This is a genomic window from Halorussus sp. MSC15.2 (assembly GCF_010747475.1).
Classification (GTDB): Archaea; Halobacteriota; Halobacteria; order Halobacteriales; family Haladaptataceae; genus Halorussus.
The window spans coordinates 90,763-109,559 of sequence record NZ_VSLZ01000003.1 but is presented as its reverse complement, the minus strand read 5'-3'; the positions used below and the strand labels follow the sequence as shown (position 1 = coordinate 109,559).

The window sequence follows — 18,797 nt, the reverse complement described above, 5'->3', positions numbered from 1 at the left end:
CCAGAAATCCCCCGCCCGGTCGCGGTCGCTGACCGACATATCTGCGCCTCTCGGCACCGTTCGGCGCAGATAGTGGCCGGTCAGACGACCACGGACCTTCGGCCCGCGACCGGGCGGCCCCTTTCGTCCACCCAGACGTCGGTTGGCCAACCGAGCGTTCGCTGGTGGACTGCGTAACTGTGAACCGGCGTACGAAAACTCGGTGCGTCGCGTTCATGCCGTCCCCTCCTCCGGGTCGGCCCCGGCGTCGTCAGCGGTCGGTTCCGTGTCGGACTCCGTTTCGCCGAGGCTTCCGGCCTCGTAGCCGCCCAGATACGCCTCCTGCACCGTGGGGTCGTTCCGGACCGCGTCCGGTTCGCCCTCGGCGATGACCGCGCCCTGATTCAGCACCACCACGCGGTCCGAGACGTTCATCACGATGTCCATGTTGTGTTCCACGAGCAGGACCGCGTGGTCGGACGCCACGTCCTCGATGAGGTCGATAATCCGACCGACGCTCTCCGAGGAGACACCCGCGTTCGGTTCGTCCAGCAACAGCACGTCGGGGTCGCCCGCCAGCGCGATGGCGACCTCCAGTTGGCGCTTCGCGCCGTGGCTCAGGCTCCCGGCCGTGGTGTGGGCCTCGGTCGAGAGACCCACTCGGTCCAGAATCCGGTGAGCCTCCTCGACGTGTCGCTCGAAGGCCCCGGCGTTGCGCCAGAACTTCGCCGCGTCGCCGCTGGCGGCCTGCGCCGCGACCCGGACGTTCTCCAGCACCGTACTGGTGGGGAAGGCGTTCGTAATCTGGTACGACCGGTGGAGACCGAGGCTCGCCGTCTCGTACGGCGTGGCGTCGGTCACGTCGCGCCACCCACTCCCCTCGCGCACCTCGATGGTGCCCGCGGTCGGGGTCAGCACGCCGGTCAGCAGGTCGAAGAACGTCGTCTTGCCCGCGCCGTTCGGGCCGATGAGCGAACAGAGTTCGCCCTCGTCGAGCGCGAAGTCCACGTCGTCGACGGCCGTGAGACCGCCGAACTGCTTCGTCAATCCGGAGGTTCGCAACATGGCCTACAGCGAGCAGTTCATCTGGTCGCTGTCCTTGGGAATCGTCGCTTCCTTCGCCCCGATGGTCGCCAGCGGTTCGCTGGGCATGATGGCGGCCTTCCAGTTCCCGGCCCACTCGTCGGTGGTCGGGACCGGGTTCGCCACGGTCATCGCCGACTGGGCCTGATTGTTGTACTTCTGGAAGGTGTAGCCGTTCTTCCCCTTGGGCGTGTCCGTCACTGTCATCCCGCGGAGCGCGCTGGCGATGTCCGCGCCCTCGGTCGAACCGCTCTGATTGACCGCCTGCGCGATGGCCGAGGCGGCGGTGAACGTGCCGGAGGTGAACAGGTCGGGCACGACGCCGTAGGCGCTGGTGTACGTGTCCACGAACTGGTTGTTGATTTCGTTGTCGTACTGGTTCCAGTGATAGCGCGTCGTAAACGGGCCGAGTTTCGTCTCCTGCAGTTTCTCCTTGGTCAGGGGCTTGCCCAGCGCCTTCTGGAGCGTCTGGCCCACGATAGCGTTGGTGATTCGGGTGGCGAACCCGCCGAAGACGCGGTAGTCGTAGTTCCCGTTGAGGAACGACGTGAACAGTTTCGGGAGCGTGGCGACCGTAAATCCGCCCACGATGCCCTCCGCGCCCGCGTTCTTGGCCTTGTCGAGCAGTCCCTTCCACTCGGAGTGGCCCTGCGGGACGAACTTCTTCCCGACGATTTCGACGCCCTCGTCCTTCAGCACCTGCTCGTAGTTGTTGACGACCGCCTTCCCGAACGAGTAGTCCGCGCCGAACAGGTATACCTTGCTCACGTCGGTCTGGTTGGCGACGTACTTCCCGCCCGAGCGAGCGTCCATCGCGGTGTTCTCGCTCGCGCGGAACACGAGATTTCCGCAGGTCTCGGAACTCGCGGTGATGTCGGCCGACGCGGCCGGACCCACCATGTACGGGACCTGTGCCTGTTTGACCACGGTCTTGATGACGCGGTTGGCCGCGCTCGAAGAGGCACACCCGAACAGCATGTCCACCTCCTCGTTCTTCACGAGGTCGGTCGCCAGCGACTGGGCCTTGTCGGCCGCGAACTGGGTGTCCCGGACGACGAGTTCGTACTCGGTGTCGCCGACCGAGACGGTGTGGGTCCCCGTACTCGACCCCGTTATCGGGTCGGTGTCGCCCTTGTACGCCAGTCCGGAGTAGAAGCCCCACAGCGACTGCTGGCCGTAGTACTTGAGGTCACCCGACGTCGGTTGGAGGACGCCGATTTTCACGTTTCCGGAGACGCTCGCCTGCTCGGTCGTCTTCGCCGTGGTCTCTGTCATGCCGCCATCGGTCTCGTCGCTCGCAGTTGTAGTTGTCGTACTCTGTCCACCGTCACCGCCGGTACATCCGGCGAGACCCGCCGCCCCGGTCGCCCCGAGCGCAGCGAGCCATCGCCGTCGTGAAACGCTGTCATCCGCCATAACAGATTAGAATGATACCCGTACCCCGGCAAATACTGCTGGGTTAACATGTGAACAGCGACTCACGGTCCGGCAAGGACGGACTGGCAGCGACCCGCCGGAAGGTCGCGAACCTGTTCGTGTTCGGCTTCTCGAAGCACGCCAGCCACCTCAACGGCGGGGACCTGCGGTTCGACGACGGGACGTCGCTGACCTACGAGTGACCGCCGTCCGGAAGCACCTGCTCGACCCTCTCGAACGGAATCCAGCCGACGTTCCGGCCGTGGTTGTCCTTGAGTATCAGCCCTTCGCGGCCCTCCTCGAAGGCGTCACAGGAGAGGTTCGGCCCGTCAGTTCGTTCGACTCGTGGCATCGTTTTCGTGGTGCACGGCCGACTCACAAAAACGTATCGTCCGTGTGACTGGTATCCGGAACACTCCTCGTCTCGCCACCCCTTGCGGTCACACGCCGGACGCCTGTAGTAGGACTCACCGGCAGACCACCGCGGCGGCAACCGCCTCACTCCAGTTCGTCGAGGGCCTCCACGACGCGCTCTATCATCTTCTGCTGGCCGCGCCGGAGGTTCTTCGACACCGCGGGCTTGGACACGTCGAACTCGTCGGCCAGATGGCCGAGCGTTGCCCCACGCGGACTCTCGAAGTAGCCATCACTCACGGCGGTTTCCAGCGTCTCGCGCTCGACGTCCGAGAGGTCGCGACAGCCCTCGATGAGCGTCATCGCCGCCCCCGCGTTCTGGACGAACCCCTGCAGGTCGGGCAGTTCGGTGTTGTCGCGTTCCAGAACGTCGAACTCGTTGTCGCGTTCGAGTTCCGCCAGCGTCGTGTCCTCGCACTCGATGTCGTCGAAGCCGACGTGCCAGATTTCGCTCCCCTCCTCGATGTGGAACGGGCCGGTGATGTAGCCGCCGTTCTGGCGAATCGCGGCCATCGCGTCGGTCTCGCCGATGACCGTCCGGATGTGCGCGACGTTGTCCCGGCGTGTCAGCAGGGCGTAATCGTGCATGTTCTCGTGGTCGCGCAGGGCACCGAGACCGGCGGTGAGTTCGTCGCGGTCGTCGCCCTCGACCATCAGTCGCGTCTCCAGTTGACGGTCCGTCCGGTCGAAGTCCCACTGGATGGCCGAGAACCCGACGCCGTGGTCGTCGGTGGTGTCGATAAACGGGCAGTCGTACTGCTCCACGTCCATCGTGATGTCTATCATGGGCCTGCCCTTGCTATCAGACCACATACGGTGAATGGGTTAAAAGGCTTTTCTTCGCTTCCGGCAAACTTCGCCGAGCGACGGCGGCCGCAACACAGAGATTTCCGACGCCGAAACCACTTTCGGCGCGGTCGCACAACGTACAACCGTTATGGCTCAACGCGAGGAACACAGCGACGCGCAGTCACTCGACGGTATGCCGCGACTCGGACTGGGAACGTGGGAGAACACCGACGGTGAGACGTGCGCCGAGAGCGTCCGACAGGCGCTCGAAATGGGGTACCGCCACATCGACACCGCGCAGGCCTACGACAACGAGGAGTACGTCGGTCGGGGCATCGCCGACGCCGACGTGGACCGCGACGACGTCTTCCTCGCCACGAAAGTGTGGACGAGCAATCTCTCGCACGACGACGTGATAGAGACCGCCAAGGAGAGCCTCGACAAACTCGGCGTTGAGTACGTGGACCTGCTGTACGTCCACTGGCCAGCCAACGAGTACGACCCCGAGGACACCCTCCCGGCGTTCGACCAACTCCACGACGACGGTCTCGTGGAGAACGTCGGCGTCTCGAACTTCGAACCGCGACATCTGGACGAGGCGCAGGAGATTCTGGACGCGCCGGTGTTCGCCAATCAGGTCGAGATGCATCCGCTGCTCCCGCAGGACGAACTGGTCGAGTACGGCCAAGAGAACGACGTGAATCTCGTGGCCTACTCGCCGCTGGCCCGCGGGAAGGTGTTCGACGTGCCCGAGATTCAGGACGTCGCCGAGAAGCACGACGCCTCCGCGGCGCAGGTCAGCCTCGCGTGGCTCCTCCAGCGCGACGGCGTGGCCGCGATTCCGAAGGCGTCCAGCGAAGACCACATCCGCGACAACTGGGGCGCGCTCGACCTCGAACTCGACGCCGAGGACGTCGAGAAGATAGCGAGCATCGAGGAGCGCGACCGGCGAGTGGACCCCGACTTCGGCCCGTGGAACTGAGTCGCTGACCGTCCGTCCGGTCGAGGCTCTCGTTCTCGCTCGCCGAACAAAATTTTTTACTTATGGGTGTTCGAGTATCCTGACGATGAACCAGCCCGCTGACACCTCCACCTTCCGCGCTCTCCACCGACTCGTCGAACATTACACGCCCAACGGTGTGCTCGGTCGAACGCTTCTCGGCGGGACTGCCCTCTCCCTCGCGCCGTTCCTGTTCTTCGGCGGCATCGAGATGATTAGTCCCGCGGCCACGTTCGGCGCCTTCGTGACGGGACTGTTCGCGACCGCCGTCGGCATTCCGGCGTTCCTGCTCGGAGTGTTCACCCTCTGGCCGGTGTACCTCTCGCTCATCGGGAACGTGGAGTCGGCGGCGGCGTATCCCGACGGTGCGGCCGAGGCGCAGACGGACGTCGAGACGCCCGAAGCGGTCCTGAAGCGCCGCTACGCCGCGGGCGAACTCTCCCGCGAGGAGTTCGAGCGCCGACTCGGCGACGTGATGGGAACTGACGGAGCGGACCGTCAGAGCGTACGAACCGCCGAGGAGACGCGCAGGGAGGACCGGTCCGAACGCGTTCGGAATCGGTAACCGGCGTTCGTTCCGGTCAGCGAACCGTCGCCGGGGAAGTGGTATTTTTGGCGTTGAATCGGTGTTCTCGACCGACGAGCGTTCGGTGATGCGGATGCCATCGCAGGCGGACTTCGTGACCTTCGACTTCGCTGATGTAATCCCGTTCGAGACCGCGGCGAACGAATAGAAACCAAACGTCAGAACGACTTCACTCCTCGTCCCCACCCCGAAGCTTCATATTAGCCGTAACGTATTAAAATGCAGATGCACGGCGGAACACGAAGTACTGGTCTCCTCGGCGCGATTCGATACGACCTGCGGCGACTCCACGAGAGTTGGATGGCCCTGTTCTTCCCGCGCCAGCGCGGGAACCAGAGCGGCGTCCTCGGTAAGTGGGAACCGACTTCGACCTCCGGGAAGGTCGCGTACCGAGCGTGGAGCGCGGTCGGGACGGCGGTCGTCGCGCTCCTCTACCCCCTCACGCTGTTCGGGTTCGCGGCCCGGTACTACACCCGGAAGATAGACGGGACCGCGACCCGACTCGGCGTCGTCGGCGTGGTCCTGCTGTCGCTGCTGGTGTGGGGCGGCCTGACCGCGCTCGCGCGACTGCGCTTCTCGACCGACGGGTTCCTCGCGGTCGGTGCCGCGGGCGGCGTGGCGACCGTCGCGGCGGCGTTCGCGTACGTCACGGGCACCCGCGGTGGCCGCTTCACCACGGTGTTGCTCGCCTACCCCTCCGCGATGACGGCCATCTTCCTGCCGCCGGTCGTCGCGGCGCTCTACTCGCCGACCCTCTCGGCGGTCATCTTCCCGAAGAGCTACACGCTCGCGGTCTGGTTGCTGGACAACCCTCTCGACCTGTGGGGTATCAACACGTTCCTCCGCGAGCAGTTCACGCTCGAAGGTGCGAACTACGTGGCGATGTGGTTCGGTCTCTCGGTGCCGACGGGGTGGTTCCTCGGCCTGCTGGTGACGCTGGCCGACGTGGTTCGTCCGAAAGGGGAGTAGAGCAACGCTTTTCCTCCTCTCGTCCTGAGGTTCGTGTATGGAATTTAATTTGCCCGTGACCGCCGCGATACTGCTGGGAATCGTCGCCGCCGGGACGGCCGCGCTCATCGGAATGGATTTCATGGCCACGAGCACCGTGTTGATGATGGTGACGCCCTCGATGCTGGTGTTCGGCCTGATAGCGCTCCTCCTCGGCGTCAAGCACGGCGAGTACCGAGCGACGCGGTAGTTATCGGCGAGAAAAATCGCGGAGAAACGACGGCCAGACTCACTCCTGCGGTCGTCCAACCCTTACCCAGTCGCGTACCAACGGACGACCGCGAGTGACGGGAGTGAGCAGACCGAACTCCCCCGAACTCACGCGACGGGCGTGCGTGAGTGGGGGCGTGGCGACAGTTTTGGACCGAGCGTTTACCACCGAGGAAATTCGCCGGAAGCGAATTTCCGAGTGCAGTAAACGGCCGTTCCTACATGTAGCCGAGGTCGCGCAGGCGCTCCATCAGGTCTTCCTTGTCTTGGGCGCGGCCCGCGCGTTCGGTCGTGTCTTCGAGGTCCTGAAGCCACGCTGGCTCCTCGTCGGACTTCTCGGTGCTGACCTCGCTGCCGAGCGAGCGGAACCCGGCGAAGTACTTGGGGCTGACCGGGATGTCGTCCTGCGTGAGACCGTTCGGCAGGTCGTCGTCGGACTGCGGGACGTAGCCGTCGTCGGGGTACTCGTCGACGGTGTCCGGGACGACGAAGTGCCAGAAGGCGTCCCAGACTGCGCGCTCGTCGAACTGGAGAATCGGCTGCACGCGGTCGTGGGGCGGGTAGATGTCGGGGTCGTGGCGCGGGGAGAAGAACGTCTCGTCGGCGCGGGCCTCCTGTTCGTCCCAGCGGACGCCGGAGATGATGCCGTCGATGTCGAGTTCCTCGATGGTGTCGTTGAGCGCGACGGTCTTCAGCAGGTGGTTGCCGACGTAGGTATCGAGCAGGAACGGGAAGGTGTCCTCCTCGTACTCCAGAATCTCGCGGACGTGGTGCTGGTTGTGGTCGTTCAGGGCGTCGATGGGGATGTCGTCGCCCGGCGAGAGGTCGTTCTCCTCGGCGTACTCGCCCACGTCGTCGTTGCTGGCGTAGACGACGTCGAGGTCCCACTCGTCTTCCCACTTGGAGACGAAGTCGTGAATCTCGTCGAAGTGTTGGAAGTGGTCGATGAAGACCGCGGTCGGGGTCGGGAGGTCGTACTTCTCGGCGACCTCCTTGATGAAGTACAGCGTGAGCGTCGAGTCCTTTCCGCCGGTCCACATCACGGCGGGGTTCTCGTACTGTTCGAGTCCCTCGCGGGTCACTTCGATGGCCTTCTCTATCTTGTGCTCCATCGAGGCGTAGTCCTCGGGTTCCTCGCCTTCGCCGTCACTGTAGTCTACGTCGACGTAGTCTGGGAAGTCTTCGGGCATCGTTCGTAATTACATCTAATTACGTCCCTAAAGTGCTTTTCGGCTCTCCAATCGCGCAGGGCGACCGCAGTCGCACGAAGGTCTCCGTTACCGCGGGTTCAGGCCGCCGTTGGTGGGACAGCGTAGCACGGTAAAACTGCGCACGGTATCGCGCGCCGGGGCCGATTTCCTGCCTCGACAGCAAACCTATTTTTCTCTTGGCAGCGAGCCGGAGGCTCGCGCAGTAGTCTCTCGCCACACCGTTTCTGTACTGCGAGTGAGGAGCGCCAGCAACGAGCGAGCAGGTCTTTTTTTTGGTCCAGATTTTTCGAGTAGCGAGGGACTACGTCCCTCGTACCGTGCGAGCGGCAAGCCGCGAGCAGAGAGCGGTGCCCGCAGTGAGCGAAGCGAACGAGGACACCCGACGAAGAAAAAAGTGGTTAGATAAACTCGTTGTCGCGCCAATCGACTCCGCTGGACCCGGAATTCGAGGATGTCGGTCCCTCGACGACCTCGATGGACGCGGGTCGGTCCTCGCCGTCCACGATGCGAGTCGCCTGCAGTTCGCCGTCTACCTCGGTGATGGCCGTCAGCGTTCCTTTCTCGGCCAACCGAGCGATTTCGCAGAGGACGAGGAACATCGGATACTGAACTGCCGTGTTCTGGAGGACGGTCTCGCGGTCGCCCTTGAACGCGGCGACCTCGATGAGTTCGCCCATCGGTTCGTCGTCTTCCTCTTCGTCGAGTTCCTCGGCGTCGTCGCCCCACCGGGGACCCTCGCGTCGCTTCTGTTCCTCCTCGGTGTAGACGCGGGTCTCCGAGATGGAGGCCTTCAGTTGCGCGGTCGGCGTATACTTGCTGATGCTCTCGTCGTCGGCGACCGCGCTGATGATGAGCGTGTTCTTGCGCCGGGTGATATCGACGCTGGAGATTTTCGGGGGTAGGTCAGGGTCCTCCTCGAAGTAGTCGTAAACGTTCTCTAGCGGCAGTTCGAGCGTCGAATGAAGTCGATATACTTGCCCCGTCATTTGTAATTTACATGCAGGTTCCCGGCTGACGACACGGTACACGGCAGTGTAGGTGGTCCGAACATATATGGGCTACTCTTTTGGTCCTCGGTCAGTCCGTCGAAATAAGTACTCAAGCCGACAACTCGTCGGCGAGTTCGCCGCGTTCGTCGAGTTCGGCCAGCACGTCGCTCCCGCCGACGAACTCGCCGTCCACGAACGTCTGCGGGATGGTTTCCCACCCGCTGTGGTCCTCCAGCGCGGCCCGGAACTCCGGGAGCGCGTCCAGCACGTCCACCGTCTCGTAGTCGTCGCGGTGCTGCTGGAGGAGTTCCAGCGCCTTCTGGGAGTAGCCACACTGGGGCATCAGTTCGTTTCCCTTCATGAACAGGACGACCTCGTTGTCGGCGATGGTCGAATCCACGCGCTCTCGCACCTCTTCTTCGGTTAGGTCACTTTCCGGCTGAAAGGTCATACCCTCCGATACGACCCCCGTGCGCAAAGAAGTTGTGCTACTCGTCGTTGCCGACGCGGACGACGTTGATGAGCGAGTGGACCGGCACGCCCTGAATCTCTTCGACGCCCTGTTTGTCCACGAGGACGACGCAGGCGACCGGCGTGCCGCCTTCCTCGCGGATGGCTTCGACGGTCTCGCCCATCGTCGTCCGCTCGTGATGGTGTCGTCCACGACGTAGCACTCGCGGTCCCGAATCTGGGCGAAGTTCCGGGAGAACGTTCCACCGAGGTCCTCGATGTCGCCTTCCTCCCACTGGTGCTTGCTCGGGGCGTAGGTTCCGAGGTCGGTGTCGAGTTCTCGCGCGACCGACGTGGCGAGCGGTGCGCCCGCCTTCTCGATGCCGATGGTGAGGTCCACTTCGTCGCTCTGCTTCGCCATGAGGTCGGCCATCGCGGCCCCGGCGTGGTGGAGGCGGTTGCTGTCACGGCCGAGCGCCGACCAGTCCACGTGGATGTCGTGGGGACCGCCCGAAGGTTCGGTCTGGGTCGCAGTGGTCGGCGTGCCCGTGCCGCTCCGTTCGACCAACCAGCTCGCAGTCTCGCGCGACACGTTGAGTTCGTCGGCGATTTCGCCCTTGGACAGCCCCTGCTCGGCGAGTTGTGCCGCGCTCTCGATGAGGTCGTCTACGTTCTTCATATCTGGCTAAATTGGAGGGCGGTCTTTATTGTCGTTTCGTCCGACGCAAATGCGGCCTCGTAGTCGTCGAAGTCGTGGACGCGCGTCACGAGGGCGTCGAGGAACCACGCCGGGAGGTCACCGAGGGTCCGGGCCGCGGACTCGAAGTGCGAGACGTTGGAGTTGACGCTGCCGACCAGCGCCTTGTTGTTCATCACGAACTCCTTGTGGAGTCGCCCGCCGTCGATTTCGAACTCCCACGGTTCCGGCACGCCGAGCAGCGCTCCGACTCCGCCGGGCGCGAGCGCCTCGATGGACTCGAAGGCGTGTTTCGCGTAGCCGGTGGCCTCGTAGACGAAGTCCATCGGTTCGTGAACCTCTGCGATTCGGGACACCGGCGTCTCGCGCGAATCGACGTAGGTTCCGCCCAACTCCTCGATGATGTCGATAGTCGGGTCCGGTCGGTCCCGCCGACCGAGGCAGTACGTTCGCTCGTAGCCCCCGACTTCCAGCATGGCGAGCGTGAGCAGGCCGAGACTGCGTTGCCGAGGACCAGACCCGTATCGGGGTCCCAGTCGAACGCCGACCGCGAGGCGGCGGCGTGTTCGATAGCCTTCTCGGAGATACTGATGGGTTCCACCAGAAAACCCCACTCCGCGAGGTCGTCGGGTACCGGAACGAGGGTCTCGGCCGGACTCGTGAAGTACTCCGACATGAACCCGTGCGCGCCGTCGATGCCGCGCTCGACGCACGCCTCGGGTGGGGCCATATCGGGTTCGTCGCGCTCGAAGTACTCGTTCGAACCCCCGGCGGGCGGTCGCCTGACGGTCGGAACGACCACGTCGCCCTCCTCGAAGACGGTGCCGTTGGCGTCTTCGACCACGCCGACCGCCTCGTGGCCCAGAATCAGGTGGTCCTCGCCGTCCGGAAACCCGCCGTGACTCCCCGCGATGACCTCTCGGTCGGTCCCGTCGATGCCGACCCTGAGCGTCCGGACCAGCACCTCGCCGGGTTCGGGTTCCGGACGCGGTACGTCGGCGACTGTCGGCGTCATCTCACTCCGTCGGATAACAACTGCTTCCATAGCAGGGGGTAGTAGCGGGAGGGGCAAAAAATTTTATTCTATACCGAGTAAACATCTGTGGATGGATGTGGGGGGTGGACACCTATCGCTCTCGTCATCGCGACCTGTCCCTCCTCTCACTCTTCTATTTCCCACTCCGCTACCCCTCTAACCCACAGACAAGCCACCGCTCGTTCGCACTACTCCCAGAGGTCGTAGAGGTCGTCGCGTATCGCCTCGCGGACGAGTTCGCCGCCGATGGCGACCCCGGGGTCGTCGGTCTCGTCCACGACGCCGATTTCGGCGGCCGGGACGCCCTCCGCGTCGAGCGACGCGAGCGCGTCGTCGCACTCGGCCGCCGGAACGGTCGCCAGCAGCGCGCCGGACCCGAATATTCGGAGCGGGTCGACGCCCATCGCCGCGCAGAGTTCGGTGGTCTCTTCGCGCACGGGGACCGCGCTCCGGTCGATTTCGAGGCGGACCCCCGAGGCGCTCGCCATCTCGACCATGCCGTTGACCAGTCCGCCCTCGGTCGGGTCGTGCATCGCGGTGGCCGACTCCCGGAGGACGCGGGCCTCCGGGACGACGCTTATCTCGCCGAAGAAGCCCTCCGCGCGTTCGAGCAGGTCCGCGGGGAGGTCGAGTTCGTCCCGGAAGTCGGACGCCAGCACCGCGGTCCCTTCGATTCCCGCACCTTTCGTGAGCAGGACGCGGTCGCCGGGTCGCGCGCCGCCGGTCGGGACGAACTCGTCGGCCAGTCCCATCGCGGTCATCGACGCCATCGGGCGCTCCAGCGCCGGGGTGTACTCGGAGTGGCCGCCGACGATGGCGACGCCCAGTTCGCGGGCCTCGTCGTCCATCTGGGTCGTCAGCGCGTCCAGCGTCTCCGGGTCGTCGTCGGGCAGGAACAGCACGTTGGTCAACCACCGCGGGTCGGCCCCGGACGCCGCCACGTCGTTGCACGCGACGTGGACCGCGAGCGTGCCGAGGCGCTCTTTCGCCAGCGAGAGCGGGTCGGAACTGGCGACGAGCAGTCGGTCGCGACCCGCATCGCCGCGGCGTCCTCGCCGTACTGGGGACCCATCACTACCGAGTCGTCGCGTGCGCCCGTCCGCGAGAGGACACGCGCGAGAACCTCTGGGTCGAGTTTCCCAATCATACCCGTCTCTCGGTGGGCAGGGGACTAAGTTTCGGCGGATACCCCGTCGGGGCGCAGTAATGCCGCGACTCGCTACTCGGTCGGCGACTTCGCTTGGCGGTTCGACAGTCCGCCGTGCGGCCGGACGGACTACGGATTGAATCGGCAGACGAGACGGCGACAGAAACGGTCTTTTATCCGAACGGATACTATCACGAGTATGGATACCTACGAACTCGACGAGGTCGATAAGGGGATTCTCTACCATCTCCAACAGGACGCGCGTAACAGCACCAGTACCGAGATGGCCGGTGAGTTGGACATCGCCGCCAGCACCGTCCGGAATCGACTGGCCCGCATGGAGGACGAGGGCGTCATCGAGCGCTACATCCCGCAACTCGACTACGAGAAGGCCGGTTTCCAACTCCGTGTGCTGTTCACCTGCACGGCACCCGACGAACCAGAGAACTTCGGTCAGGACGTTCTCGAACAGGAAGGCGTCATCGCGGTGCGCGAACTGCTCGCCGGTACCGAGAATCTCCACGTCGAGGCGGTGGGGACGGACACCGACCAACTGACCGAAATCGCGGACTCGCTCCGCGAGATGGGGTTGGAAATCGTGCGGTCGGACATCCTGAAAGCGCAACTCCACCAACCCTTCAACCACTTCGGCGTCTCGGCGGTTACGGACGACGAAGGCGATTGACGAACGCTCGGGGGACCGTCACCACTGCTATTATCGCAGCCTTGGCGTTGTCAGTGTAGCAGTTATGTATCTCTATCCGGACACAGTAGCACTTCATCACCATTTTTATCCGTTTCTGTTCGTTCGTATACGAAACGTATGTTCGGGAGCGAGGTTGACGCTATCAGCGAGCGACTGGTCGAGAAACTGGCTCGACGAGAGGGCACGACCCCCGCCGAACTGCATCCGCCGCTGTACGAGGTCGTCGATTTGGAAGCGTTAGACGCCGTGTTCGCCTCCCTCCACGGCGGGACGACTCGCAACGCCGGTGGACGCGTCGAGTTCGAGTACGAGGGGTATCGAGTTCGGGTCGAAGACGACGAGACCATCGTCGTCGACGAGTTGGAGGACTCCTGATGGACGAGTTCCGGTTCGACTGCGCGTTCTGCGACGTAACGGTCGATGCCGCGACGGCCGCGGTCGTGAAGGAGGAGGCGAAGGCGCACCTCGAAGCGTACCACGTCACCGAACTCCGAGAGGTCTTCGCCGTCGCGTTCGGCGGGAACGAGTGCGACAACGACTGCGGATACGTGTTCCCGGACGGTATCGACGGCGGCGTCGAGTACGAGTGTCCCACGTGCGGGCACGACAACTTCCCGCCGTTTCTCGAACAGTACGTCTACTGGCGAATCGAGAAGGAGACCTGACCGCTCGTCGCCGACCGAGACGCCGTTCGTCACTCGGTGCCGGTCGCGGCCGTCCGACACCGTGATACTGAATCCGTGTCCAAGTAGACCGCTAACGTTCGCCCCGACCCCGACCTTTATCCCAGAGAGCGACTCAGTTCCGGCATGGAGCGGTACGACCAACTCTATCGACTCTACGACGAATTCGACGCCGAGACCCTCCGGGCGTTGCAGGACTTCGTGGACCTGTTTCCCCCCGTGGACTCGCGGGTCACCCTCGAACACTGGCAGGAAGTCGGCGACGACCTCGCCGACCGCAAGGCCGAGATTCGGGCGGCGTTCCCCGCGGCCGGCGAGACGTTCTCGGAACTCGCCGCCCGCGCGTCCCGCGACCAAGCGTTCACCGCCCTCGACCTCCACGCCAAGTACGACCGCGGCGTGAACGTCCTCGTCCTCGACGTGGACGAGACCCTGCGCTCGGCGGGCGGCACCGACAACGAGATTCCTCGGGAGACACTCCACCTCCTGACCGAGTTCCACGAGACCGGGACGCCCATCGTGGTCTGCACGGGCCAGACGCTGGAGAACGTCAAGGGATTCCTGATTCAGGGACTGGGCAACGAACTCGTCCATTCAGGCGACCTCTCCATCGTCTACGAGGCCGGGACGGGCGTGTTCACGCCGGGCCACGGCGCGGACACCAAGCGGTTGCTCTACGACGACCTCGACGACGACGTGCGGACCATCTTCGACACGGTCCGCTCGCGGGTCCTCTCTGACGCGCCCGAGGAACTGCGCCGAGGGTGTCACCTGCAGGGCAACGAGTTCAACGTCACGCTCAAGCCCAACTTCGAGACCGGGAGCGACGACGCCCGGGAGGTCATCGACCGCGCGCTGGTCTACGAACTCGACCTGCTCGGCGACGCCGTCGTCGAGGAAGTCGGCGGTGATTCCGAGGACGCGAACGAGAGCGCCGGGAGAGCGAGCGACTGGGCGCGGGCCTACTACGCCGAGCAGGACCCCGAAATCAGGGGCGTCCTCGAAAGCGAGGGCGCGACGCCCGACTGCAGTCCCGACGACGTTCCCGAACCGATACGCGACACCTTCGAGCGCATCGACGTCGCCTACTACGAGGCCGACGCGGCCGAAATCGGGAGCCTCGAACTCAACAAGGTCGTGGGGGTCGAGACCGCCTTCGAGGTGCTGGGCATCGACGACCCCTTCGCGGCCGTCCTCGGCGACAGCAAGAGCGACCTCCGCGTGATGAAGTGGGTCGCCGAGAACGACGCGGGCATCGCGGCCGCTCCCGAACACGCATCCCGGGACGTGCTGGACCACGTCATCCGGACCGACGAGTTGGTCTTCGACCGCGGGAAGGCCGGGGACGTGTTCCGGACCATCTTCGCGCTGAACCGACTGGCGAATTTGGGGTGAGTCGTCTCGCCATCGCGTCTCCGTCGCGTTGTTTCGTCTGCGCTCTAGTCGGGACGTTCTATCGGTCGTCCGACGAGCGCAACCGTCGAACGTACCCGAGGGAACCGCAGAGAAACGAAGCCGCGAACGTGTCAGCGAACCGGCCGTGTCTCGGAAGGATTATTCCGCGCGGCGTCGTCGGTGCCGATATGTCCGACTGGGAGACCATCAGCCTCGACTCCGACGGCGACGTGACGACCCTGACGGTGGACCGTCCCGACCGACTCAACGCGCTCAACGTCGAGACCCTCGAAGCCATCGACGAGGCGCTCGACGTGGCCGAGAGCGAGGGCACGGGCGCGCTCGTTCTCACCGGCGCGGGCGACGACGCGTTCGTCGCCGGGGCGGACATCAGCTACATGCAGGACCTTACGACGCCCGAGGCGCAGGCCTACGCCGAGTTGGGCCACCGGGTCGCCGACAAAATCGAGCGGTTCCCCGCACCCGTCGTGGCGGCCATCAACGGCTACGCCTTCGGCGGCGGGTGCGAACTCGCGCTGGCCTGCGACCTCCGGGTCGCCAGCGAGGACGCGGTCATCGGCCAGACCGAAATCGACCTCGGCATCATCCCCGGGTGGGGCGGCACTCAGCGTCTCCCCCGACTCGTCGGCGACGAACTCGCGCGCCGCCTCGTCTTCTTCGGCGAGCGCATCGACGCGCAGGACGCCGACGAACACGGACTCGTCGGCGAAGTCGTCGCCGCCGACCAACTCGACGACCACGTCGAAGAACTCGCGGCCGACCTCGCGGCCAAGCCGACCTACGCGCTGGCCGCCGCCAAGGAGGCGCTGAATCAGGCCCACCAGACCAGTCAGGAGGCGGGCCTGCGCTACGAGCGCCGCCTCTGGAGCGGACTGTTCGGCACTCACGACCAGCGAGAGGGGATGGCGGCGTTCCTCGACGACCGGGACCCCGACTTCGAGTAGGCCCGAAGACGCGGCCGAACTGCGGAGACGCGGCCCATTCTTTTGCCGACGAACGCCGTTCGACCCGGCGATGTCCGACGCTCCGGGTCTCGTCGCGGTGTTCGTCCTGCTCGTCCTCGGTCACGGATTCCGGACCTGCGCGTGGCCCATCGCACGTCCGAAACCGCCACACTAACGAGTGCTACGTGCGGAAAATCAGCACGCTCGAACCGGACGACGCCACGCCTCGCCGAGCGTCGTGAACCACGGCCGCCCGAGCGAGACGGCTCTACGCTTCGTCGAACGCCGAAAATCTCGGATTTTCGAGCACGACGAAGTTACGCTTCGTCGAATACCGCAGAGCTTCGCTCTGGGAACTTGACGTCGGCTACGCCTCGTCAAACAGTTCCTCGCCTTCGACCATGTTCTCCTCGACGACGTCCATGTCGAGGGTCACGCCGAGGCCCGGCTTTTCGGGAATCTCGATGTGGCCGTTCTCGATGACGTCCTCCTCCACGAGGTCCTCCCACCAGCCGAGTTGGTAGCTGTGGTACTCGACCGCCAGCGCGTTCGGGATGGACGCCCCGACGTGCGCGGAGGCCATCGTCGCCACAGGCGAGGAGACGTTGTGCATGGCGACCGGGATGTAGTAGGTGTCGGCCATGTCCGCTATCTTCCGGGTCTCGCGCATCCCGCCGGTCTTGGGCATGTCGGGCGCGATGAGGTCCACGGCCTGCTCCTCGATGAGGCGGCGCTGACCGTGCTTGCGGTAGACGTTCTCGCCCGCCGCGATGGGCGTGGTCGTGGAGTGAGTCACGTTCTTCTGCACGTCGTGGTTCTCCGGCGGGACGGGGTCTTCGAGCCACCAGATGTCGTACTCTTCGAGCGCGCTGGCGAGGCGCTTGGCGCTGCCCGCCGAGAACGTCCAGTGGCAGTCGAACGCCACGTCGGCCCGGTCGCCGACGCGCTCGGTGACGGCCTCCACGATGTCCACCTTGTGCTGAATCTCGGGGTTGCGGAGGTGGCGGTTCGCGCGGTCCTTCTCGTGGCCCGAGGGGACGTCGAGGTCGAACTTGAGCGCGTCGTAGCCCAGTTCCTCGACCACGCGCTCGGCCTCGTCGGCGTTCGACTCGGGGTCGGCCTCCTCGCCCGCGTGACAGTCGCAGTAGACTCGGACCTCGTCGCGGTACTTGCCGCCGAGAAGCTGATACGCCGGCACGTCCAGAATCTTGCCCGCGAGGTCGTGGAGCGCGATTTCGATGCCCGAGATGGCGGTGACGGTCACGCCCTCGATGGACCCCTCGCCCGACATCTTCTGAATCAGATGCTCGTAGAGGCGGTCGATGTCCAGCGGGTTCTCGCCGACGACGAAGGGTTTCATCCGCTCGATGAGTTCCGGGACGCCCGCGCCCCAGTAGGCCTCGCCGGTCCCGACGACGCCGGCGTCGGTGTAGATTCGGACGAGCGTCCACGGGAAGTTACCGTCTATCATCGTCGTCTGGACGTCGGTAATCTCTACGTCGCGGCCCGCGCCCCGCGTTCCGCCGCACTCCATCGTCTCCGCCGAGAGGTCCCGCATCGTGTACTCGGCGTTCGGGTCGTGGAGCGACTCGTAGTTTCGAACCATGCGAATCGATTACTCCCCCTATAGTAAAAATCTGGAGGGTCCGCCGTTGCGAACTGACGAGAGGGTCGGTTCGAGGACGAGGTACACGCCCACGGCGACCAGCAATAGGGCGAGCAGGGCGACCTCGAGGGTCAACACCCCGAACGCGCAGAACTGTCCGCCGAGTACCGTCCGCTTGTTGAGGGCAGGTGTGGCGTGGTTCATGGCTGTGGAGGGGCGACAGTCACGGCTGCCGGGGTCGGTGCGAGCAGTCCCACTCCCGACTCGGCGGCAGTCGCCGTGCCGCCCCGACGAGGACCGTCGTACGCCACCGATTAGCGTGAGAGCGGCATTAAAACTTCCGACCGTTTACGGAGGACAAAACGGAACTGTCGAAACGGAGCGGGAGCGAACGCGACCGAGCGAAAGAGAACGCAGTCGAGCGACAGAGTCAGTGGAAAACAGAACCCGCACGGACCGACTCGACCGCTCAGAGCAGGTCCAGTTCCGAGAGGTCGCTCCGCAGCGCCTCGCGGTCCTCGTCGTCCATCGTCCGGAGGGGACTCCGGAGCGAACCGACGTCGAAGCCGAGGTCCCGCACGTCGAGCGCGGTCTTGACACCGGCCATGTAGGGACCGCGCTTGAGCGCCGAGCGCACGTCGTACACTTCGCTCTGCAACTCGCGGGCGCGTTCCTCGTCGCCGTCGTCGTAGGCCTCGTAGAGTTCGACGACCAGTTCGGGGAAGGCGTTGGCGACGGCGCTCACCATGCCCGAACAGCCGACTTCCAGTCCGGGGAACAGCAGCGAGTCGGACCCGGCGAGGAACGTCAGTTCGGGATGGGCGTCGATGGCCTGCCCGAGCCACGGCACGTCCTTGCTGGAGTCTTTGAGTCCGACTAGATTCTCGATGTCGGCGAGCGCGTCGAGCGTGTCGAGCGACAGCGAGTTACCGGTCTTGCTCGGGATGTGATAGACGTACACCGGCAGGTCCACTACCTCGGCGACCGCTCGGTAGTGAGAGACCGCGGCCTCGTGGTCCAGCGGATAGTAGTACGGCGTGACGACGACTACGCCGTCCGCCCCCACGCGCTCGGCGTGTTCGGCGTGGGCGACGGTCTGACGGGTACTCGGCGCGCCCACGCCCGCGATGACCGGCGCGTCGTCGCCGATTTCCTCGACCACCGCTTCGACCGCGCCGTCTCGTTCGTCGGGCGTCAACAGCGGGAACTCGCCGTTGGTCCCGAGCGGGAAGACGCCGTGCGCGCCGCGGTCCACGACGAATCGGGCGTGGGCGGCCGTCGCGTCGTAATCGACCGACTCGTCCGCGTCGAACGCCGTGACGGTCGGCGGGACGACCCCGTGGATGTCGAGGGGGTCGCTCGCGCCGGGACTGGGTGCGTTACCGTCGTCGGACGTCTCCGCGGAGTCGGATGTGTGGTTCGCCATA

Annotated in this window: 19 protein-coding genes and 4 pseudogenes; 10 read left to right on the top strand and 13 right to left on the bottom strand. The window is 65.0% G+C overall.

Translation table 11 applies throughout. The features are described 5' to 3' along the window. Positions 1 to 213: 213 nt before the first annotated feature. Positions 214 to 1,044, bottom strand: a complete 831-nt coding sequence (locus FXF75_RS11835; protein ID WP_163522096.1) for an ABC transporter ATP-binding protein — start codon at positions 1,042 to 1,044, stop codon at positions 214 to 216. Positions 1,045 to 1,047: 3 nt separating this feature from the next. Further along, positions 1,048 to 2,478 carry an ABC transporter substrate-binding protein gene (locus tag FXF75_RS11830; protein ID WP_163522095.1) on the bottom strand — a complete coding sequence of 477 codons (1,431 nt, stop codon included), beginning with the start codon at positions 2,476 to 2,478 and terminating at the stop codon, positions 1,048 to 1,050. 104 nt (positions 2,479 to 2,582) lie between these two features. On the opposite strand from FXF75_RS11830, the pseudogene FXF75_RS11825 reads away from it, so the two are divergent. After that, positions 2,583 to 2,681, top strand: a pseudogene (locus tag FXF75_RS11825) (D-beta-hydroxybutyrate dehydrogenase); the annotation flags it as partial. Here FXF75_RS11825 and FXF75_RS11820 read toward each other — a convergent pair. Together FXF75_RS11820 and FXF75_RS11815 are read right to left on the bottom strand one after the other, a co-directional pair. Continuing rightward, the gene (locus FXF75_RS11820; RefSeq protein ID WP_163522094.1) at positions 2,672 to 2,830 is read right to left on the bottom strand and encodes a hypothetical protein; all 159 of its coding nucleotides are present in this window, start codon (positions 2,828 to 2,830) and stop codon (positions 2,672 to 2,674) included. The pseudogene FXF75_RS11825 and the gene FXF75_RS11820 overlap by 10 nt on opposite strands. 146 nt (positions 2,831 to 2,976) lie before the next feature. Beyond that, the gene (locus FXF75_RS11815) at positions 2,977 to 3,678 is read right to left on the bottom strand and encodes a helix-turn-helix domain-containing protein (RefSeq protein ID WP_163522641.1); all 702 of its coding nucleotides are present in this window, start codon (positions 3,676 to 3,678) and stop codon (positions 2,977 to 2,979) included. A gap of 151 nt (positions 3,679 to 3,829) precedes the next feature. On the opposite strand from FXF75_RS11815, the gene FXF75_RS11810 reads away from it, so the two are divergent. The 4 genes from FXF75_RS11810 to FXF75_RS11795 all read left to right on the top strand — a co-directional run bounded on the left by FXF75_RS11810 (position 3,830) and on the right by FXF75_RS11795 (position 6,465). Beyond that, entirely contained in the window at positions 3,830 to 4,663 is an 834-nt protein-coding gene (locus FXF75_RS11810; protein ID WP_163522093.1) for an aldo/keto reductase, read from the top strand. Positions 4,664 to 4,748: 85 nt separating this feature from the next. Further along, positions 4,749 to 5,246, top strand: coding sequence for an SHOCT domain-containing protein (locus FXF75_RS11805; protein WP_163522092.1), 498 nt, complete (start codon positions 4,749 to 4,751; stop codon positions 5,244 to 5,246). Positions 5,247 to 5,492: 246 nt separating this feature from the next. Next, on the top strand, positions 5,493 to 6,236 hold the full coding sequence (locus FXF75_RS11800; RefSeq protein ID WP_163522091.1) for a hypothetical protein: 744 nt from the start codon (positions 5,493 to 5,495) through the stop codon (positions 6,234 to 6,236). 37 nt (positions 6,237 to 6,273) lie between these two features. Then, entirely contained in the window at positions 6,274 to 6,465 is a 192-nt protein-coding gene (locus tag FXF75_RS11795; RefSeq protein ID WP_163522090.1) for a hypothetical protein, read from the top strand. A gap of 238 nt (positions 6,466 to 6,703) precedes the next feature. Here FXF75_RS11795 and FXF75_RS11790 read toward each other — a convergent pair whose 3' ends face one another. The 6 genes and pseudogenes from FXF75_RS11790 to FXF75_RS11765 all read right to left on the bottom strand — a co-directional run bounded on the left by FXF75_RS11790 (position 6,704) and on the right by FXF75_RS11765 (position 12,015). Continuing rightward, positions 6,704 to 7,675 (bottom strand): phosphoadenosine phosphosulfate reductase family protein, encoded by a 972-nt coding sequence (locus FXF75_RS11790; protein WP_163522089.1) that lies wholly within the window; start codon positions 7,673 to 7,675, stop codon positions 6,704 to 6,706. A gap of 419 nt (positions 7,676 to 8,094) precedes the next feature. Continuing rightward, on the bottom strand, positions 8,095 to 8,682 hold the full coding sequence (locus tag FXF75_RS11785; RefSeq protein WP_163522088.1) for a hypothetical protein: 588 nt from the start codon (positions 8,680 to 8,682) through the stop codon (positions 8,095 to 8,097). Between the two features lie 112 nt (positions 8,683 to 8,794). Beyond that, complete coding sequence (locus tag FXF75_RS11780) at positions 8,795 to 9,136, bottom strand: glutaredoxin (RefSeq protein WP_163522087.1); 342 nt, start codon at positions 9,134 to 9,136, stop codon at positions 8,795 to 8,797. 37 nt (positions 9,137 to 9,173) lie between these two features. Then, a pseudogene (gene gfcR / locus FXF75_RS11775) lies at positions 9,174 to 9,814 on the bottom strand (transcriptional regulator GfcR). Beyond that, a pseudogene (locus FXF75_RS11770) lies at positions 9,811 to 10,877 on the bottom strand (glucose 1-dehydrogenase). Before FXF75_RS11770 ends, gfcR begins: the two co-directional pseudogenes overlap by 4 nt. A 179-nt stretch (positions 10,878 to 11,056) precedes the next feature. Next, positions 11,057 to 12,015, bottom strand: a pseudogene (locus FXF75_RS11765) (AIR synthase family protein). Positions 12,016 to 12,214: 199 nt separating this feature from the next. Here FXF75_RS11765 and FXF75_RS11760 point away from each other — a divergent pair. The 5 genes from FXF75_RS11760 (at position 12,215) to FXF75_RS11740 (ending at position 15,764) form a co-directional block, all read left to right on the top strand. Beyond that, positions 12,215 to 12,700, top strand: coding sequence for an Lrp/AsnC family transcriptional regulator (locus tag FXF75_RS11760; protein WP_163522086.1), 486 nt, complete (start codon positions 12,215 to 12,217; stop codon positions 12,698 to 12,700). 138 nt (positions 12,701 to 12,838) lie between these two features. Next, positions 12,839 to 13,096 carry a HalOD1 output domain-containing protein gene (locus FXF75_RS11755; protein WP_163522085.1) on the top strand — a complete coding sequence of 86 codons (258 nt, stop codon included), beginning with the start codon at positions 12,839 to 12,841 and terminating at the stop codon, positions 13,094 to 13,096. Continuing rightward, a complete protein-coding gene (locus FXF75_RS11750) occupies positions 13,096 to 13,386 on the top strand; it encodes a hypothetical protein (RefSeq protein ID WP_163522084.1) in 291 nt (96 codons plus the stop codon). Before FXF75_RS11755 ends, FXF75_RS11750 begins: the two co-directional genes overlap by 1 nt. A gap of 144 nt (positions 13,387 to 13,530) precedes the next feature. Then, a complete protein-coding gene (locus FXF75_RS11745) occupies positions 13,531 to 14,799 on the top strand; it encodes an HAD family hydrolase (RefSeq protein ID WP_163522083.1) in 1,269 nt (422 codons plus the stop codon). Positions 14,800 to 14,987: 188 nt separating this feature from the next. Beyond that, positions 14,988 to 15,764: an enoyl-CoA hydratase/isomerase family protein gene (locus FXF75_RS11740; RefSeq protein ID WP_163522082.1), complete on the top strand. Its 777-nt coding sequence runs from the start codon at positions 14,988 to 14,990 to the stop codon at positions 15,762 to 15,764. Between the two features lie 367 nt (positions 15,765 to 16,131). On the opposite strand, the gene FXF75_RS11735 is transcribed toward FXF75_RS11740, so the two are convergent. The 3 genes from FXF75_RS11735 to FXF75_RS11725 form a co-directional block, all read right to left on the bottom strand. After that, positions 16,132 to 17,370: a mandelate racemase/muconate lactonizing enzyme family protein gene (locus FXF75_RS11735; protein ID WP_163522081.1), complete on the bottom strand. Its 1,239-nt coding sequence runs from the start codon at positions 17,368 to 17,370 to the stop codon at positions 16,132 to 16,134. A gap of 18 nt (positions 17,371 to 17,388) precedes the next feature. Beyond that, positions 17,389 to 17,574, bottom strand: a complete 186-nt coding sequence (locus FXF75_RS11730; protein ID WP_163522080.1) for a hypothetical protein — start codon at positions 17,572 to 17,574, stop codon at positions 17,389 to 17,391. 265 nt (positions 17,575 to 17,839) lie between these two features. After that, positions 17,840 to 18,796, bottom strand: coding sequence for a dihydrodipicolinate synthase family protein (locus tag FXF75_RS11725; RefSeq protein ID WP_163522079.1), 957 nt, complete (start codon positions 18,794 to 18,796; stop codon positions 17,840 to 17,842). Position 18,797 lies beyond the last annotated feature (1 nt).

Coding starts and splice junctions, on each gene's coding strand:
- FXF75_RS11750 (WP_163522084.1), top strand. CDS start 13,096: ATGGACGAGTTCCGGTTCGACTGCGCGTTCTGCGACGTAACGGTCGAT.
- FXF75_RS11760 (WP_163522086.1), top strand. CDS start 12,215: ATGGATACCTACGAACTCGACGAGGTCGATAAGGGGATTCTCTACCAT.
- FXF75_RS11790 (WP_163522089.1), bottom strand. CDS start 7,675: ATGCCCGAAGACTTCCCAGACTACGTCGACGTAGACTACAGTGACGGC.
- FXF75_RS11800 (WP_163522091.1), top strand. CDS start 5,493: ATGCACGGCGGAACACGAAGTACTGGTCTCCTCGGCGCGATTCGATAC.
- FXF75_RS11780 (WP_163522087.1), bottom strand. CDS start 9,136: ATGACCTTTCAGCCGGAAAGTGACCTAACCGAAGAAGAGGTGCGAGAG.
- FXF75_RS11725 (WP_163522079.1), bottom strand. CDS start 18,796: ATGGCGAACCACACATCCGACTCCGCGGAGACGTCCGACGACGGTAAC.
- FXF75_RS11835 (WP_163522096.1), bottom strand. CDS start 1,044: ATGTTGCGAACCTCCGGATTGACGAAGCAGTTCGGCGGTCTCACGGCC.
- FXF75_RS11735 (WP_163522081.1), bottom strand. CDS start 17,370: ATGGTTCGAAACTACGAGTCGCTCCACGACCCGAACGCCGAGTACACG.
- FXF75_RS11745 (WP_163522083.1), top strand. CDS start 13,531: ATGGAGCGGTACGACCAACTCTATCGACTCTACGACGAATTCGACGCC.
- FXF75_RS11730 (WP_163522080.1), bottom strand. CDS start 17,574: ATGAACCACGCCACACCTGCCCTCAACAAGCGGACGGTACTCGGCGGA.
- FXF75_RS11740 (WP_163522082.1), top strand. CDS start 14,988: ATGTCCGACTGGGAGACCATCAGCCTCGACTCCGACGGCGACGTGACG.
- FXF75_RS11755 (WP_163522085.1), top strand. CDS start 12,839: ATGTTCGGGAGCGAGGTTGACGCTATCAGCGAGCGACTGGTCGAGAAA.
- FXF75_RS11815 (WP_163522641.1), bottom strand. CDS start 3,678: ATGATAGACATCACGATGGACGTGGAGCAGTACGACTGCCCGTTTATC.
- FXF75_RS11830 (WP_163522095.1), bottom strand. CDS start 2,478: ATGGCGGATGACAGCGTTTCACGACGGCGATGGCTCGCTGCGCTCGGG.
- FXF75_RS11810 (WP_163522093.1), top strand. CDS start 3,830: ATGGCTCAACGCGAGGAACACAGCGACGCGCAGTCACTCGACGGTATG.
- FXF75_RS11820 (WP_163522094.1), bottom strand. CDS start 2,830: ATGCCACGAGTCGAACGAACTGACGGGCCGAACCTCTCCTGTGACGCC.
- FXF75_RS11805 (WP_163522092.1), top strand. CDS start 4,749: ATGAACCAGCCCGCTGACACCTCCACCTTCCGCGCTCTCCACCGACTC.
- FXF75_RS11785 (WP_163522088.1), bottom strand. CDS start 8,682: ATGACGGGGCAAGTATATCGACTTCATTCGACGCTCGAACTGCCGCTA.
- FXF75_RS11795 (WP_163522090.1), top strand. CDS start 6,274: ATGGAATTTAATTTGCCCGTGACCGCCGCGATACTGCTGGGAATCGTC.